General features: G+C 62.8%; 7 protein-coding genes. 3 read left to right on the top strand and 4 right to left on the bottom strand.

The genetic code is table 11. The features are described from left to right. Window positions 1-44: 44 nt before the first annotated feature. Complete coding sequence (locus DQN55_RS08105) at window positions 45-13,052, bottom strand: non-ribosomal peptide synthetase (protein ID WP_048382596.1); 13,008 nt, start codon at window positions 13,050-13,052, stop codon at window positions 45-47. A 71-nt stretch (window positions 13,053-13,123) separates the two neighbouring features. After that, on the bottom strand, window positions 13,124-13,882 hold the full coding sequence (locus DQN55_RS08100) for a thioesterase II family protein (RefSeq protein ID WP_048382595.1): 759 nt from the start codon (window positions 13,880-13,882) through the stop codon (window positions 13,124-13,126). A 349-nt stretch (window positions 13,883-14,231) separates the two neighbouring features. Between DQN55_RS08100 and DQN55_RS08095 the strand changes: the two genes are divergently transcribed. Beyond that, window positions 14,232-14,783 carry an RNA polymerase factor sigma-70 gene (locus DQN55_RS08095; protein WP_048382594.1) on the top strand — a complete coding sequence of 184 codons (552 nt, stop codon included), beginning with the start codon at window positions 14,232-14,234 and terminating at the stop codon, window positions 14,781-14,783. A gap of 69 nt (window positions 14,784-14,852) precedes the next feature. On the opposite strand, the gene DQN55_RS08090 is transcribed toward DQN55_RS08095, so the two are convergent. Next, entirely contained in the window at window positions 14,853-15,854 is a 1,002-nt protein-coding gene (locus tag DQN55_RS08090) for a GNAT family N-acetyltransferase (protein WP_048382593.1), read from the bottom strand. A gap of 59 nt (window positions 15,855-15,913) precedes the next feature. Then, window positions 15,914-16,711 (bottom strand): substrate-binding periplasmic protein, encoded by a 798-nt coding sequence (locus tag DQN55_RS08085; RefSeq protein ID WP_048382592.1) that lies wholly within the window; start codon window positions 16,709-16,711, stop codon window positions 15,914-15,916. Between the two features lie 191 nt (window positions 16,712-16,902). Between DQN55_RS08085 and DQN55_RS08080 the strand changes: the two genes are divergently transcribed. Beyond that, window positions 16,903-17,445 carry a 3'-5' exonuclease gene (locus tag DQN55_RS08080; protein WP_048382591.1) on the top strand — a complete coding sequence of 181 codons (543 nt, stop codon included), beginning with the start codon at window positions 16,903-16,905 and terminating at the stop codon, window positions 17,443-17,445. Window positions 17,446-17,524: 79 nt separating this feature from the next. Then, window positions 17,525-17,806: a pyrimidine/purine nucleoside phosphorylase gene (ppnP, locus tag DQN55_RS08075; RefSeq protein ID WP_048382590.1), complete on the top strand. Its 282-nt coding sequence runs from the start codon at window positions 17,525-17,527 to the stop codon at window positions 17,804-17,806. The last annotated feature ends 36 nt before the right edge of the window (window positions 17,807-17,842 follow it).

The raw sequence follows: 17,842 nt of genomic DNA, 5'->3' as shown, positions 1-17,842 counted from the left end.
GCACGCGCAGGCGCTCGTGCTGGCCGGACGGCTTCATGTGACCGCTATAATCCCTCCAGCTCGGCCATCAGATCACTCAGGCGATCGACCTTCTCTTCGTTGATTTCACTGTTCTGCAGGCCCTCGATGTACAGCGCCAGCGCTTCGACGCAACTGCATTCAAACATCGCCCGCAGCGGCACATTGCGTTGCAGGGTTTTCTGCACCCGCGAGGCGATTTGCGTGGCCAGCAGCGAATGCCCGCCCAGTTCGAAGAAGTTGTCGGTGACCCCCACCCGCTCCACGCTCAGCACCTCGGCCCAGATTGCGGCCAGGGTCTGCTCCAGCTCAGTACGCGGCGCCACATAGTCTTCACGTTGCAGTTGGCCAATCTCAATCACCGGCAATGCCTTGCGGTCCAGCTTGCCATTGGCGTTGAGCGGTAACGCATCCAGCCATGACCAGTGCAGCGGCACCATGTATTCCGGAAGTTCGGCACGCAGGCGCTGCCTGATCCGGTCCAGGCGCTCTGCCGGGCTGAGCGCGCCCGCGGTGGCCACCAGATAACCCACGAGGTACTTGCCGTTTGGCCCTGACTGAACGCTGACCGCGGCATCGCGGACTTCCGGTTGTTCATGCAGACGCGCTTCAATTTCCCCCAGCTCGATGCGGTAGCCGCGAATCTTCACTTGATGATCGATACGCCCCACGTACTCCAGCACCCCGTCCCGACGCCGCCGCGCCAGGTCGCCGGTGCGATACAAACGCTCGCCCGGGGCGCCAAACGGGTTGGGCACAAAGACGCTCGCCGTGCGCAACGGATCGCTGACGTACCCCCGGCCTACGCCGGTTCCCGCCACACACAGTTCACCCACCGCTCCCAGCGGCACCAGTTGCAGCGCTTCATCCAGCACATACAAGCGGTTGTTGTCGGTCGGGGTGCCAATGGGCAAGTAGCTGCCCCGGGTCGAGGCCTGGTCGACGCGGAAGAACGCCACGTCATCCGAGCACTCCGCCGGGCCGTAGGCATTGACCAATCCAACCTGCGGGTAGCGCAGCAGCCATTGCTGGGCCAGTTCCGGCGGCATGGCTTCCCCGGTCGGCAGCATCCAGCGCAGGCCGTCGAGGTCAACAGGCGCTTGCGCCAGCATGCCCTGGATCAACGACGGCACGCTCTCCAGCACCGTGATGCCCTGCTGGTTGACCTGCGCCAGCAACGCCTGGGGATCATGGGCGATGCTGTTTGGCACAATCTCGACCCGGGCGCCCAGCAGCGGCCCGGCGAGGAACTGCCAAACCGAAATATCAAAGCTTTGGGACGCCGTCTGGGCGATCACATCGTGTTCGCTCAGTTGCAGGTACGGCCCTTTACTCAACTGGTTGTTCAACATCCCGCGCTGTTCGACCATCACCCCCTTGGGCAAGCCGGTGGAGCCTGAGGTGTAGATCACGTACGCCAGCGAATCCGGCCCGCTGTAGACCTGCGGGTTGTGCTCGGCCAGCGCGGCCGTTTGCAGCTGTTCCCATACCAGCAAGCGCGGACGGCTGGCGCAGCCCGACTCGTCGAGCAACGCCTCGGCCTGTTCACGGCACGCTTGCGTGCACACCAGCAACGGCGTGCGGCTCAGCTCAATGATGCGGCTCAGGCGCGCTTGCGGCAGAGCCGGGTCCAGCGGCAAGTAACCGGCACCGGCCTTGAAGCTGCCGATGATCATGCCCAGCAGATCCAGCCCGCGCTCGGCCAGCAGCGCCACCGGTTGATCCGGCCGGACCCCGGCCGCCAGCAAGGCGTGACCGACGCGATTGCTGCGGGCATTGAGTTCGGCGTAGCTCCAGTACCGATCCAGGCAACTGGCGACAATGCGCTGCGGGTGCCGCGCCACTTGCACTTCAAACAGTTCTGCGTAGCTCTGCTCCAGCGGATACGTCCGCTGGCTCTGGTTGCAGTCATCCAGCAAAAACTGCTGCTCGTCAGCACCCATCAGCCCCAGCTGCGCCATGTCGCCGTGCAGGCCATCCATCAGAGCCAGCAGCAAGCGCTTGAACTCGGACAACAGCCGCTCAACGCTGCTGCGTTCAAAAAAGCGCTGGTCGTAGGACAGGTGCAGGCCGAGGTCATCGCCGGGATAGCACACCGCGGTTAGCGGGAAGTTGGTGTGGGTTCGGCCCGAGTCCGACGTCGCATTGAGGCTTTGCGCGCGGTCCATCACCGTCATGTCCACCGGCGCGTTTTCAAACACGAACAGGCTGTCGAACAGCGGCTGCCCCTTGGGCAGTTCACTGCATTCCTGAAGGGTCACCAACGGCAGATATTCGTACTCGCGCAGCTCCATATTGTGCGCCAGCAAGTCGCTCAGCCATTGACGTACGCCCAGCGCCTGGCCGTCCTGCGGCATCCGCACGCGCAACGCCACGCTATTGATAAACAGCCCCACCGTTCGCTGCATGTCCGGCAGTTCTACCGGACGCCCTGCCACCGTGACCCCGAACAGCACATCCCGCTCGCCGCTGAAACGGCGCAATACCAGGGCCCATGCAGCCTGGGCGAAGGTGTTGATGGTCAACTGATGCTGTTGCGCCAGTTCACGCAAGCGCACGCCGTCACGGACATCGAGCCGGGTGTAGCAATCGCCCACCAGCATCCCGCCGCTGTCACCCGCGTGTTCACGCAGGAACGGCCGGTCGCTGGGGATCGGCGTGGTTTGCTCGAAACCTTGCAGGTTGCGCTGCCACCAGGCATTGGCCTGCTGCAGGTCTTGCCGTTGCAGCCAGCCGATATAGTCGCGGTAGCGTGGCGGCACGTTCAGTTGCGGGTCTCGGCCCTCACCCAGAGCGCTGTAGATCTCGAAGAAATCACTCATCAGCAACGAGCGGCACCAGGCATCGATCAGGATGTGGTGGTTGCTCATCATGAACCAATAGCGCTCGGCCCCCAGGCGAATCAGGCGCAGGTGGAACGGGGCCTGATTGAGCAGATCGAAACCGGCCTCGCGCTCCTGTTTATGTAACGCCTGCAAACGCGCTTCATGGCCTTCTTCGGGCTCGGCACTCCAATCGAGGTAGTCGATGGCCGGGGTGCCCGGGCGATGGATGATCTGCAGCATCGCTTCGCCCACGTTCCAGCAGAACGAGGCGCGCAACGCTTCGTGACGCGCAATGACCGCCTGCCAGGCCTGGGCAAAACGTTGCGGGTCGAGGGCGCTGTTGATGCGGTAACGGTCCTGCATGTAATACAGCCCGGTGCCGGGTTCCAGCAGGGTGTGCAGGAGCATGCCCTCTTGCATCGGGGTCATGGGGTACACATCTTCAATGCGCTCGGCAGCCACCGGCAAGGCGTCGAGCAGCTCCTGGCTGAGGCCGGCCAGAGGAAAGTCGGACGGCGTCAGGCCACCCGCCTCGTGGCTCAGGCAATGGCCGATCAGCGCGTCCAGTTCCGTGACATAGGCCCGGGCCAGGGCCTCAATGGTCTGCGGGTCATAGCGCTCGGCGCTGAAGGTCCAGCGCAACAGCAATTCACCGCCATACACCTGGCTGTCGATGCTCAGTTCATTGGGCAACGGTGCCAGCGGGTCATGGGCGGCACCCGTCGGCTCATCCAGCGGATAGAGCAACGCATCGCTGGCAAAACTCTGGTCGAACTGCCCCAGATAATTGAAGGTCACCGCCGCCTCGGGCAATGCCGCCAGCGCCTGTCGAATGCTGCTGTCGGTCAGGTAACGCAGCACGCCATACCCCAGCCCTTTGTGCGGCACGGTGCGCAACTGCTCTTTGATGGCCTTGATGGAAGCGCCCTGCCCCTCGGCACGGGGCGTCAACCGCAACGGATAGGCGCTGGTAAACCAGCCCACGGTGCGGCTCAGGTCGATCTCGTCGAACAGGGTTTCACGGCCATGGCCTTCCAGTTGCACCAGCGCGGAGGGTTGACCGGTCCAGTGACACAGAACCCGCGCCAGCGCGGTCAGCAGCAGGTCGTTGACCTGAGTCCGGTAAGCGCTCGGCGCCTGTTGCAGCAGTTGCCGGGTGCGCTCGGCATCCAGCCGTACGCTCACGGTGCGGGCATGGCAGTTTTGGCGGGCGCCCTGTGGCCGGTCACAGGGCAACTCGACCTGCGGACCACTCAATTGTTGCTGCCACAGGCTCAGTTCCTGGCGCAACGAGTCGCTGCCGGCATACGCCTGCAAGCGAGCCGCCCAGGCCCGCGAGGCGCTGGTTTTGCCCGGCAGTTGCAGCGGCTGCTGCGCAGCCAGTTGGCGATACAGAGTGTGCAGATCTTCCAGCAGCACGCGCCACGAAACGCCGTCCACCGCCAGGTGATGGATCACCAGCAACAGGCGTTGCTCGGCCTCTGGCCCCTCCACCAGCACCGCCCGCAACAAGACGCCTTGCTCCAGATCGAGGCTGCGCTGGGCGTTGGCAAACAGTTCCGGGCATTGCTGCAGGTCCGTCACCGTGGCCTGCCACAACAGCTCGTGATCCGCCTGTGGGCAGTATTCGGCGCGCCATTGCCCGGCCACTGGCCGGAAGCTCAAGCGCAAACCGTCGTGGTGCTCAAGCAGCGCCGCCAGAGCCTGCTCCAGCCATTGCGGTTCAAGACGAGCGGTGGGCGCCAGCAACAAGGACTGGTTCCAGTGCTCGCGGCGCGGCATGTCGGTGTCGAAAAACCAGTGCTGGATCGGTGTCAGCGCTGACTCTCCATTGAGCACGCCTTGCTCGGCGTGCGCTTGCCCGGTGTGGGTCGCCACACTGGCCAGTGCCTGCACAGTCTGATGCTGGAACAGATCCCGCGGGCTGAAGTGAATCCCCAATTGGCGGGCACGACTGACCACTTGAATCGACAGGATCGAGTCACCGCCCAGTTCGAAGAAGTTGTCGTTCAGGCCCACTTGCGCGAGGTTCAGCACATCGCACCAGACCTGCGCCAGGCGGTGCTGCAGCGGGTTGCCCGGGGCCACGTACTGCTGGCGATTAAGCTCGATGTCGGGGGTCGGCAAGGCCCGGCGGTCGAGTTTGCCGTTGGCCGTCAGCGGCATGCCGGGCAGCAGCATCAGGTGCGCAGGCACCATGTAGTCCGGCAGTTGGGCCTTGAGCCGGCGCTTCACGTCGTCGCGCAACACGTCCTGCTCATGCTCGTCCTGCTGCGCCGCGTCACACACCAGATACGCCGCCAGTTGCTTGCCACCGGGCATGTCCAGTGCCAGCACCACGGCTTCGCGCACTGCCGGGTGATCCAGCAGCCGGTTTTCGATCTCCCCCAGCTCAATGCGGAAACCACGGATCTTGACTTGATGGTCGACCCGCCCGAGGTACTCAACCAGGCCATCGGCGCGCTGGCGCACCCGGTCGCCGGTGCGGTACAGGCGCCCGCCCTCCCCGGAGAACGGATCGGCGACAAAGCGCTCGGCCGTCATTCCCGGGCGGCGATGATAACCCTGGGCCAGACCTGCGCCCCCGATATACAGCTCACCGGTGCCGCCCTGCGGTACCAGCGCCAGGGCCTCATCGAGGATATAGGCAACACGCGCCCCGATGAGCCGGCCGATAGGCACGCTGGTGGCACCCTCTTCCAACTGTTGCGGGGCCAGGCTGGCCAGCGGCATCACCACGGTTTCGGTGGGACCGTAAGCATTGAAAAACACACGGGGATGGAATGCTGCCCGGATGCGTTGCAGGTGTTCACCGGTCAGTGCTTCACCGCCGGTGATGCACATGCGCACCGGCAACGTCTGCCCTTGGGTCGCCAGCCATTGCGCCAGCTGACTGCCATAACTGGGGGTGAAACCGAGGACCGTGACCTGCTGCTCGCGAATCAGCTCGCAGATCTGCTGCGGGTCCCATTGCCCCTGGGCACGCAATACCAGGCGTGCGCCACACAGCAACGGCACCAGCAAGCGCTCGGTGGCGGCATCAAAGTTGATCGAATAAAAATGCAGCTCGCAGTCATCCGCCTGCATGCCGAAACGCTCTATCACCGCTTGGCAGTGCATGGCGATTTCGCCGTGGGACACCACCACGCCCTTGGGCTGGCCGGTGGAACCGGAGGTGTAGATCAGATACGCCTGATGCTGCGCCAGGCTGATGAACGGCAACTCATCGGATGGATACGCGGCCAGTGCCGGGGCGTCGTCCTCAAGGCACCATTGCCCGACACCCTCGGGCAAATCACCGAGGGCGTCAAACAAAGCGCGATGGCTCAACAGCAGGCCAACGCCGCTGTCTTCAATCATGTAGCTCAGGCGTTCCAGCGGGTACTCCGGGTCCAGCGGCACATACGCGCCTCCGGCCTTGAGAATCGCCAGCAGGCCCACCACCATCTCCAGTGAACGCTCCAGCGCCAGGCCCACCCGCACCTGCGGGCCGACCCCGCGCTCGCGCAGCATCCAGGCCAGACGATTGGCGCGGCTGTCGAGCTCGGCGTAGCTCAGGTGTTGCCCGGCAAAGGTCAGGGCAATCGCCTCCGGTCGTGCCTGCGCCTGCTCGGCAAACAAGCGGTGAATGCATAAGTCCAGCGCATGCTCCCCCGCCGGCGCAGCCATGCCGTCCAGCAGCCGCTGTTGCTCTGGCACCTGCATCAACGGCAGTTCGCTCACGCGCTGTTGCGGGTCCGCCAGCAACGCCTCCAGTAACGTGCACCAGTGCCCGGCCATTTGGGCTATGCGCGGCTCATCGAACAGGTCAGTGCTGTAGGTCAGGCAGCAACCGAGGCGATGGTCCAGGTCGGTGACTTCCAGGTTGAGGTCAAACTTGGTGGCCCGCGCATCGTTGGCCAGGTACTCAACAGTCATGCCGACCAGCTCACGGCGTTGCTGGAACTCCCAGCGCTGCACGTTGCACATCACTTGGAACAGCGGGTTATACGCCGTGCTCCGGGGAGGCTGCAGGGCTTCAACCAGATGATCGAACGGCAAGTCTTGATGGGACTGGCCTTCGATCACGGTTTGCCGCACCTGCTCGAACAGTTCGCTGACGCGCATGGTACCGTCGAGTTGGCAGCGCAGCACTTGGGTATTGAGGAACGCCCCGATCAACCCTTCGCTTTCCGGACGGATGCGGTTGGCCACCGGAGCGCCGATGCGCAGGTCGGTCTGGCCGCTGTAGCGATGCAGCAGCACCGCCAGGGTCGCGGTCATGGTCATGAACAGGGTCAAACCATGTTCGGCATTGAACCGGCGCACCCGGGCCGCCAGCTCATCACTGAGGTCGAACCGGTACAGCTCACCCTGATGGCTTTGTAGCGATGGCCGCGGGCGGTCCGACGGCAGTTCGAGCAAAGGGTGCTCGTTGCCGAGCTTGGCGGTCCAGTAATCGAGCTGACGCTGGCGCTCCCCCGACGCCAGCCATTGGCGTTGCCACACGCTGTAATCCAGGTAATGCACCGCCAACGGTGTCAGGGGTGAAGCACGGTCATCGACAAAGGCTTCGTACAGTGCCCCCAGTTCGCGGGCAAAAATATCCATCGCCCAGCCTTCGGTGACGATGTGGTGCAGGGTCAGCACAAAGTAATGCTCACGCTCGCCGGCCTTGACCATGCAGGCCCGCAGCAACGGCCCGCGCGCCAGGTCGAACGGCTGATGCGCTTCACTGTCGGCCAGCGCCTGCAAGCGCTGCTGGCGGGTCGATTCATCCAGGGCGCTGAGGTCGAGCCAGGCCATCTTCAGCCCGATGTCCGGGTGCACCTGCTGGCAGGCCACGCCATTCACGTCGGGGAAGGTGGTGCGCAGGGTTTCGTGACGCAGGATCAACGCCTGCAGGGCCGTCTCAAAACGCCCGACATCCAGCACCCCTTTGAGTCGCGCCATACCGCCAACGTTGTAGGCCGGGCTGTCGGGCTCCATTTGCCAGAGGAACCACATCCGCTGTTGCGAGTACGACAGCGGCACCGGCTGGTTGCGGTCGATACGCTCGATGGGCATGTAGCTATTGCGCTGCCCCGAGGCTTGAATCAGTTGCACCTGCTCGGCAAACGCGCCCAGTTCGCTGGCATCAAACAAGGTGCGCAGCGCCAGCTCCACGTCACACGCCTGGCGTACCCGCGAAACGATTTGTGTGGCCAGCAATGAATGCCCGCCCAGGGCGAAGAAATCATCACGCAAACCGATGCGCTGCTGACCCAGCACTTCGCGCCAGATGGCGGCGATGCGCTGCTCCAGTTCAGTTTGCGGTTCGACATGCTCGCGAACTTGCCACTGCGGCTCCGGCAATGCACGGCGATCCAGTTTTCCGCTGGGGCTCAAGGGCATGGCGTCGAGGCGCAGCAACTGCGCGGGCACCATGTAGTCCGGCAGCTCGGCCGCCAGCGCGACCTTCAACTGCGCGGTGAAGGCGTCTTCTGGCAGGGTGCCGTCGAGCACGCTGTAGTAACCGATCAATTGCGAACCGCTGGCGGTTTCGCGTATCAACACCGCAGCTTGCGCGACACCCGGCTGCGCCAGCAAGCGGGCTTCGATCTCTTGCGGTTCGACTCGAAAGCCCCGCAGTTTGACCTGCTGGTCCAGGCGACCGAGGTAGTCCAGCACGCCGTCGGCGCTCCAGCGCACCTGGTCGCCGGTGCGATACAGACGGGCACCGGGCGCGCCCAGCGGGTCGGCAATAAAACGTTCCGCGGTCAGCCCCGGACGGTCCAGATACCCCCGGGCCAGCCCGATGCCGCCGATGCACAACTCACCCGGTACCCCGGCCGGCAGCGGATTGAGCTCGGCATCGAGCACGCGGCACAGCACGTTGCCCAGCGGGCGGCCGATAGGCGAGCGGCTGCCGTCTTCGGCACGGCACTGCCAATGGGTGACGTTGATCGCGGTTTCGGTCGGGCCGTAACGGTTATGCAGCGGCACCTGTGGCCATTGCTCCAGCACCCGGTTGCGCAGTTCACCGGGCAAGGCTTCGCCCCCCGAGAACAACCGACGCAAACTGTTGCAGTGCGCGGCCTGCGGCTCATCGACAAACAGCCGTAACAGGGGCGGCACAAAGTGCAAGGTGGTCACCCCGAACTGCTGGACCAACTGCGCAATACGTTGCGGGTCCCGATGCTCGCCGGGGCCGGCCAGCACCAGGCGGCACCCCGTGATCAACGGCCAGAAGCATTCCCAGACCGACACGTCGAAGCTGATCGGCGCCTTCTGCATCAGCACATCGTCAGCCTGCAGCGCGTAGGTGGCCTGCATCCATTGCAGGCGCTCAGCGAGCGCGGCATGGGTGTTGCCCACCCCCTTCGGCTGGCCGGTGGAGCCCGAGGTGTAAATCACGTAGGCCAGGTTGTCACCGTGAAGGTGCAAGCCCGGGGCATGGGTCGGCCAGGTGTCGAGTTTGAGGTGGTCCATGGCGATCACGCTGACCGCCTCCACCTCCGGCAAGGCGTCGCGCAAATGGCTTTGGGTAAGCAGCAGCGTCGCACCGCAGTCGCGCAACATGAACCCCAGGCGCTCGGCCGGGTAATCCGGATCCAGCGGCACGTACGCACCACCGGCCTTGAGAATCGCCAGCAGACCGATCAACAGTTGCGGTGAGCGCTCGACGGCAATCGCTACCGGCACATCCGGGCCCACGCCCTTGTCCCGCAGATAATGCGCCAGGCGGTTGGCCTGCGCGTGCAGGCTGGCAAAGTCGAGGCTGCCTGCGTCCCAGAGTACGGCAATGCGCTCAGGTGTGCGTTGCGCTTGCTGCTCCAGCCGATGCGGCAAAAGGTGCTCGGCCGGCGCACACGGCGCCGCGCTCCAGTCCTGTTGTTCATGCAGTTGCCCAGGGCTGAGCATCTGCAAGTCACCCAGCGCCTGCCCGGTGTTGACCGTGACCTGGCGCAGCAAGCTGACAAAATGCTCGGCCAGCCGCGCAATGCTGCTGGCATCGAACAGCTCGTCGGCGTAATCGAAAGACAGTTTCAAGCGGCCCTGATGATCTTCTTCGCTGTGCAGCTGCAGGTCGAACTTGGCTTCGCGGCTGTGCCACTCCAGTTCTTCGGCGAGCAAGCCCGGCAGGCGCCGCAATGCGCCGAGGTCACGCTGCTGGTGGTTGAACATAATCTGGAACAGGCCATGTTCACGGGCCTCAGGGAAGGCTTCAAGCAGTTGCTCGAAGGGCACGTCCTGATGGCTTTGGGCGTCGAGCGTGGCCTGACGGGTGTGCTCCAGCAACGCGGCAAACGGCAGGCGCCCATCCAGTTCGGCACGCAGCACCAGGCTGTTGATAAAGAAGCCGATCAGGCCGTGGGTTTCCTGACGCGTACGGTTGGCGCTGGGTACGCCGATACGGATATCGCGCTGGCCGGTGTAGCGATGCAGCAGGGTCTGGAACACCGCCAGCAGCAGCATGAACGGCGTGGCGTCATGGGCCAGCGCGGTCTGGCGCACGGCACTGCCGAGGGCTGCATCGAGTTTAAGGCTGTAGCGCGCGGCACTCTGCGTGTGCAGCGCCGAGCGCGGGTGATCGGTGGCCAGGCTCAACGTCGGCTGTTCGGCACCCAGTTGCTGCTTCCAGTAGGCGAGCTGGCGTTCGGCCTCGCCTTGCGCCAGCCAGTGCCGCTGCCAGCTGCCGTAGTCGGCGTACTGCAGGGGCAGCGGTGCCAGGGACAGTGTTTGCCCGAGACAGGCCGCCGCATACAACCGGGAGAATTCGTCGATCAACAGGTTCAGCGACCAGCCATCGGCAATGATGTGGTGCAAGGTCACCAGCAATTGATGATCTTCGTCGTCCAGCTTGACCAGCGTGACCCGAAACAGCGGGCCATGTTCCAGGTCGAAGCGGCTGCGGGCTTCAGCCTCGCGGATCTGCTGCGCATGGGCTTCACGCTCATGACCCGGCAGGTGGCTGATGTCGCTCACCCGCAGCTCGAAATCGACGCTCTCTGCCACCTGTTGCAATGCCTGGCCATCGCGCTCAAAAAAGCGCGTGCGCAGGGCTTCATGGCGTTTGATCAGTTGCGTGAAGGCCGTACGCAACGCCGCCTGATCCAGTTCACCGCGCAAGCGCAAGGCGCCGGGGATGGTATACGCGCTGCTCTGCGGATCGAGCTGCCACATGAACCACAACCGGTTTTGGGCCAACGACTGGGGCATGCCCTGATCACGGGCCAGGGCGATGATTGCGTCAGGCGTCTGCCCGCCCGCCCGCTGCAGCGCCGCCACCCCGGTAACAAAGGCGCTCAGGGTCGGCGCCTCGAACAGCAGGCGCAGGTTGAGTTCGAGTGTGAGCACTTCACGCAAGCGGGCGATGACCTGGGTGGCCAGGATCGAGTTACCGCCGAGCAAGAAGAAGTGATCGTGAGCGGCCACCTGTTCAACCTGTAAGTGTTCGCACCAGACCCCGGCGATCAAGGCGTGCAGCTCATTGCCGGGTTGCGCCGCACCGACGGGCGCAGCAGCGCTGTCGACCCCTGGGAACTGCGCGTAGCTGTCCAGGCTGCCCTCCGCCAGCCGGGTGCGGCAGGCTGAACGCTGCAGCTTGCCGCTGGAGGTCTTGGGCAATGCCCCCGGATTGAGCAACACCACCACGCTCGGTGCCTGCTGGCAGGCTTCGGCCACCGCCTGACGAATCGCTGTGATCAACGCGTCGCTGGGCAGGATTTTTTGCACGCTGCGGCTGATTTCGACGGCGACGCCAATTCCCTCCTCGCCTTCGACAGTGACCGCAAACACTGCCACACGGCCTTTGCGCACCGCCTCGACTTCTCGTTCGATGGTTTTTTCGAGGTCCTGGGGGTACAGATTGTGCCCGCGCACAATCAGCAAATCCTTTAGGCGCCCGGTGATGAACAACTCACCCTCGCGGATAAAACCCAGGTCGCCGGTGCGCAGCCACCGGCCGCCCTGATACTCGACAAACGTCTGTGCGCTGGCCTCGGGGTTGCGCCAGTAGCCTTGGGCGATGCTCGGGCCGCTGGCCCAGACTTCCCCCACGCGGTTTTCAGGCACGCAGGCCAGGGTGTGCGGGTCGACGATCAACACCCCGTGATCCGGCTGCTGGGTGCCGCAGCTCATCACCGCGCTGCCCTCTCCCGGCACGATGCGGTGAGCGGCCAGCGCCCGATCATCCAGGCACAACGCCGGGATGCCCTGGCCACGCTGGCCTCCGGCAACAAACAAGGTGGCTTCGGCAAGGCCATAGGACGCGAAATAGCTGCTGGCGTCGAAGCCGCAGGCGCTGAATTTTTCGGCGAATCGCTGCAGCGTGTCCTGGCGAATCGGCTCGGAACCCGAATAGGCCACGCGCCAGCGGCTCAGATCGAGCCCCGCCAGCGCTGCTTCACTGACACGCTCGCTGCACAGTCGGTAGGCGAAATCCGGGCCGCCACTGATGGTGCCGCCGTATTCGCTGATGGCCTCCAGCCAACGCAGCGGACGGGTCAGGAAATACGCAGGCGACATCAATACGCACGGCACGCCACTGAAGATTGGCTGCAGCAAACCGCCAATCAATCCCATGTCGTGGTACAGCGGCAACCAGCTGACGATCACGTCGTCAGGGTTAAGGTCGATGCCGAACCCGCGGCGGATCAGTACTTCGTTGGCCACCAGGTTGCCGTGGGTCACTTGCACGCCTTTGGGCAAGGCGGTCGAACCCGAGGTGTATTGCAAAAAGGCGATGTCATCGGCCTGCAACGCCACCGGCTGCCAACGCTGCGCCAGGTCCGGCTCCAGGCGGTCGACACAGAGCAAGTACGGCGCATCGGCGCCAGCCAGTTCACGGATCTGCAACAAGGGCTGTCGCAAGTCATTGCTGGTCAGCAGCACCCGCGGCTCGGCATCGGCCAGGATCGACAGCAAGCGCTCCTGGTGATGGCGGCGGGCCGACTCGGGCGGATAGGCCGGTACGGCAATCACACCGGCGTACAGGCAGCCAAAAAATGCCGCGACGTAGTCCGGGCCGCTGGGGAACAGCAAAACAGCGCGATCACCGGCCACGGTATTGGCCTGCAAGGCAGCGGCGATGGTTCGCGCACGAAGGTCCAGCTCACGATAGCTGAGCACCTGGGCAGCAAGCGGGTCGTCGGCGAGGAAGCGCAGCGCCAAGCGATCAGGGGTCTGGGCAGCCCGTTGCTGCAGGGCCTGGGCCAATGTGCCGGGGAGTTCGAACGCGTCCATCATGGGGTTTCCTGCCTGAAGTCGGCTTGAAAGAAAATCGGTGTGCTTGAAATACGAAAGAGTGCAGCGGCGCTTTAAACGCTGGCGCGGCTCAACGGCCAGGCCTGCTGATTGCGCCAGCGAGCCAGATGCTCTTCGGCGTAACGGCGCAGGCAACGCAGCAGCGGTATTTCTTGCTGGACCAGAAAGAAGTGGTGCCCCTCAAACATGTCGAGGGAAAACGCGGCACAGGTGTCGACCTGCCAATCCAGCAGTTGCTCGACGCGGACGCTGTCCTGCTTGCCACCGAACACATGGATCGGGACTGCCAGTGGCGGACGGCCCGCGTGGCTGAAGCTGCCGCACAGCAGAAAGTCGGCGCGCAGGATCGGCAGCATCAACTGCATCAGCTCTGCATTGGCCAGCACGGCGTCATCAGTGCCTTTGAGCTCGCGCAAACGGGTCATCAGTTGAGCATCGGTCTTGGCCACGGCGTACTCGCTGACATCGCGTCGCGCCGGGCCGGCCGTGGCCGACGCAAACAAGGCCAGGGGCGCAGGCAAGCCGCGCTCACGCAAGGCATGAGCCAGCTCAAACGCCATCAAGCCGCCGAGACTATGACCGAACAGTGCATAGGGGCGGTCGAGTTCAGCGCTGATTTCATCGGCCAGTTGCGCGGCCAGGCGAGGCATGTCGCTCTGCAGGGGTTCGTCCATGCGCATGCCGCGCCCGGGCAACTCCAGCGGACGCACCTGCAGCCATTGCGGCATTGAGCGGCGCCAGCGGCCATAGCTCATGGCACTGGCACCGGAGTAAGGCAGACAAAACAAACGAAGCTTGATGACGTCGCTCATAACCGAATGCCGCCATGATCGCAACGTAGCCACCGGGTGCCTGCATCCGGCAGAAACGCCGCCTGTTCACACTCAAAAACCATCTCGCCCTCCTGTCCGGGTCAATTGACGACCGCATGCATCGACGGTCCTTGTCCATTGAGGACGGTTGAACCAGGCAAATAATTAGTCGGCGCGATAGTGGCGTTTTGAGGCCATCGAGCGGTGATGTGAGCTGTTTCGCAAACCCTTCCACACGACGAGTATTAATTCTGTTTCTCAATTGACAATAATTATCATTCATCCTAATTTGTTGCCAACTGTGTAGGCAGCTTCCCGCCTCACTCATCCATTGCAGCAGGTGATCTCCATGACGGAACAAGCGGCCACAAGCAGGTGCGACTCACCCTTACTTCAAGCCTTTGTCGATAATCGGCTAATCCTGGTCAAAATCGCAGCGCGTATCACCGGCTGCCGATCCAGGGCTGAAGATGTGGTGCAGGACGCCTTCTTCCGCTTGCAGTCAGCGCCGCAGATCACCTCTTCGTTCAAGGCGCAACTGAGCTACCTGTTCCAGATTGTGCGCAACCTGGCCATCGATCATTACCGCAAGCAGGCACTGGAGCAGAAATACTCCGGCACGGAAGAGGAAGGCTTGAATGTCGTGATTCACGGCGCATCTCCGGAAACCTCGCATATCAACTTCTCGACCCTGGAAAACATCGCGGTCGCCTTGACCGAATTACCGAGCCGTACCCGCTATGCGTTCGAAATGTATCGCTTGCACGGTGTGCAGCAAAAAGACATCGCCAAGGAGTTGGGCGTATCACCGACGCTGGTGAACTTCATGATCCGCGATGCGTTGATTCATTGCCGCAAGGTGTCGGGCACCCAGAGCGATACATTTGCACGACGCCACTGACCAGCACCGGTAGAGCCCATCGTTACTGTCCCCCAGACGCACCGCCCGGGGGACAGATCATTTATCCCTTCAGGTCAGCGCACAACGATCGAAAAAACGCTCCCGGCTCTGCATCATCAAGGCCGCACGTTTGTGCGGAAAGTCGAATGCCTTCTCGCAGTGATAGCCTTGCGCCTGCATGTAGCCGATCATTTTGTCATTGTCGGCACGGGGCTCCGCCACGACGCGGCGGGTACGCGGATCGGCCAGGAACAAATAATGGGTAAGCGCCGACAGCCAACTGGCAACCTTGTGCGGACCGCGATGAGCCTGCTCGCCCACCAGCATGTGAATCCCGCGGTCGTAATCGTCCACCTCGTAAAACGGCGCAATGCGATCCTCCTTGGCCCAGTAGGCTTCGAAGTAGGCAAATGGCTGATCATCGAAGCAACCGATCAGGGTCAGCGTATGCGGGTCGGCCGCCAGTTTTTCGAGGAACTGCCGATGCTGCTCCAGGCTGCCGCCCTCCTCCCAAAAGTCCATCACCCGTGGCGTGTTCTGCCAGCGACTGAAGCGTTCGAGATCGACGTCGATATCCAGCGTGCGCAAGGAAATCCAGACGCCGAGGCGCACATCAAAACGCCGATAGACTTCACCCTGGGGTTTGGGCCCGCGTAACGGGTGACGTTTGCCCGCACTGATCACGTGCTGCTGCGGATACACCGGCAGCGGCTCGTCGCCTAGCCACGGTTGCGCCCGCTGCCAGAACAGGCTGCGCTGACAGATGTACAGCCCTTCGATATCGGTGCTGTGCAACAAGCCGCTGCACAATGCTTCGTTCGGCGGCAGGCGCAAGTGCCAGGTCAATTGCTGGCGCTGCGGGTCGCTTGCCAATAACCAGTAGCAAGCCGCCCACAGCGCCTGGAGCGTGGGTTGGACGGCAGCGTCATGCAGGCTCAGGTGAAGCGATGCTCCACGCTCAAGCTGCAGGTCGAGCAAGGTCTGGCCAGCGAGTGTCAGTGTCAGCCGGGTATCGGTCTCATCGGCATTCAAATCACGCCAGCGCGGTGGGTACAAGGAAGCAGAGGTCATGGGAGGCTCACGATTTTCGTCAACAGTCATGCACTGTGACGTGAGCCACCCGGCGAAATTTAGGGCGCGCCTGCCACATGGGCCGGCACCCCGGACTCTACCGCAATGTTGTAAGGATCAAAGATCGTATCCAGTTGACCATTCTCGCGAAGGGCTTGCAGCAGTTGCGCGAACTGCGGGGCCTGAATCGGTGATTGCGGCCGCAGCAAGGCGTAATGGTGATAGATCTGGTCGATACGCCTGGACACCATGACCTTGTGCCTGACCTGAGGATGACGCCGGAACATGTCGGCCAGGTTGGAGCGAGTGATCAGCGCAATATCTGCCCGGTCACGCAGCACCATCAGCATGTTGCTTTCATGGGAATACGTGAGGGTGGCATTGAACGTATCAATCAGGTAGCCGGGCGAAGGGTTGAACCCGGCGAAGGCGTAGTGATAACCGTTGAAGAGCGCGAGCCGTTTGTGGGTCAAGTCCTCGAAGTAGGATTGCCGACGGCCCGGCAGGCGTCTGGCAATGAACACCTCTGCGTCCACGAGCCCCATGTCTACAGGGTTGTACACGATGCCCTGCCAGCCCCAGGCGGGGTTTTCAAACATGACGATATCGACCCGGCCGTGCTCAAAGTCACGGAAGCGCCGGGCAATGGAGGTGGGGACCAGCACGAAACGGTAGTCACTTTGCTGCCGGTTGAGCGCCTCGAGCAGTTGCGGCAAAAGCCCCGAATCGGCACCTCGCTCAGGACGGATGGTATAGGGCGGAAAGTGCGCAGCGCCGACCCGGACTTCAGAGACAGCCTGGACAGGTGTCAGCCAGCTCGCTCCCAGGCTCAACAACATGCAGTGGACCATACGCATTGGCAAACACTTCAAAACCTTACACCCCTGGTGTTGCCCCTGGACTGGAACTTATTGATCAACACGCGACCTGAGATCGAGCACGCACACAAATAAAGTGTATATAGGGATGCGTCAACAGATCCTATGCGGATCCAGGTGCTTTAGCTACGCTCCATCCCCAACGCCGATGCTGTTTAAGGAAGCTGCACATGCCTCACTGGCTGGTAATTGACCTGGAAGCCACCACGGATGATGGCGGCTGGCCGCTGGAGGAAATGGAAGTGATTGAAATCGGCGCCAGCGTGGTGACTCGCTCAGGTCGGGAAGTCGATCACTTCCAGCGCTTTATTCGTCCACAGCGTCGACCACTGCTAACCCCTTTTTGTCGCCAGCTGACCCGCATCACCCAAGCCAATATTGATAACGGGGCGTCAATGGAACAGGTCTGGGAACAATTCGAGCGATGGCTCGGGCAGCACCTGCCACAACTGGAAGGCTGGGCCAGTTGGGGAGACTACGACCGCAAGCAACTGGAACAGGAATGGCGGCAGAAAAAACTGGACAGCGCCCTGTCGCGCCTGCCGCACATGAATCTCAAGCAGCAATTTGCCCAGGCCCGCCAGCTAAAGCGCCCGCTGGGGCTTAACAGTGCGCTGCAACTGGCTGGCATGCAGTTCAACGGGCAACAGCATCGCGCCCTGGAAGATGCCCGCAACACCGCCCGCCTGTTACCGCTGACCCTCAAGATTTAGCAGTCATAAAAGCGCGTGACGAGATAAAACGGCTTCTGCATACTGGCCAGCCTTTTTTAGCCCATTCCGAGGAATCGCCATGTTTAAAGTCAACGAATACTTCGACGGCACCGTCAAGTCGATTGCCTTCGCACAAGCCGAAGGCAAGGCCACCATTGGCGTCATGGCTCCGGGTGAATATGAGTTCGGCACCGCCGAACGCGAAGTCATGCACGTCGTATCGGGTGAACTGAGCGTCAAGCTGCCGGGCAGCACCGAATGGCAAACCTTCGCCACCGGCAGCCAGTTCAACGTACCGGCCAACAGCAAATTCCAGCTCAAAGTCATCGTTGAAACCGCCTACCTCTGCGAATACCGCTGAGTCAAACAGGGCCTCTGTGGCCGCCGCTGCAGGCTG

The organism is Pseudomonas taetrolens (assembly GCF_900475285.1).
Taxonomy (GTDB): Bacteria; Pseudomonadota; Gammaproteobacteria; order Pseudomonadales; family Pseudomonadaceae; genus Aquipseudomonas; species Aquipseudomonas taetrolens.
The sequence above is the reverse complement of the archived record's forward strand: the minus strand, read 5'-3'. Positions and strand labels throughout refer to the sequence as shown.

Excerpts from the sequence above, each read along its gene's own strand:
- ppnP (WP_048382590.1), top strand. The coding sequence starts at position 17,525 with ATGTTTAAAGTCAACGAATACTTCGACGGCACCGTCAAGTCGATTGCC.
- DQN55_RS08100 (WP_048382595.1), bottom strand. The coding sequence starts at position 13,882 with ATGAGCGACGTCATCAAGCTTCGTTTGTTTTGTCTGCCTTACTCCGGT.
- DQN55_RS08090 (WP_048382593.1), bottom strand. The coding sequence starts at position 15,854 with ATGACCTCTGCTTCCTTGTACCCACCGCGCTGGCGTGATTTGAATGCC.
- DQN55_RS08080 (WP_048382591.1), top strand. The coding sequence starts at position 16,903 with ATGCCTCACTGGCTGGTAATTGACCTGGAAGCCACCACGGATGATGGC.
- DQN55_RS08095 (WP_048382594.1), top strand. The coding sequence starts at position 14,232 with ATGACGGAACAAGCGGCCACAAGCAGGTGCGACTCACCCTTACTTCAA.
- DQN55_RS08085 (WP_048382592.1), bottom strand. The coding sequence starts at position 16,711 with ATGCGTATGGTCCACTGCATGTTGTTGAGCCTGGGAGCGAGCTGGCTG.
- DQN55_RS08105 (WP_048382596.1), bottom strand. The coding sequence starts at position 13,052 with ATGATGGACGCGTTCGAACTCCCCGGCACATTGGCCCAGGCCCTGCAG.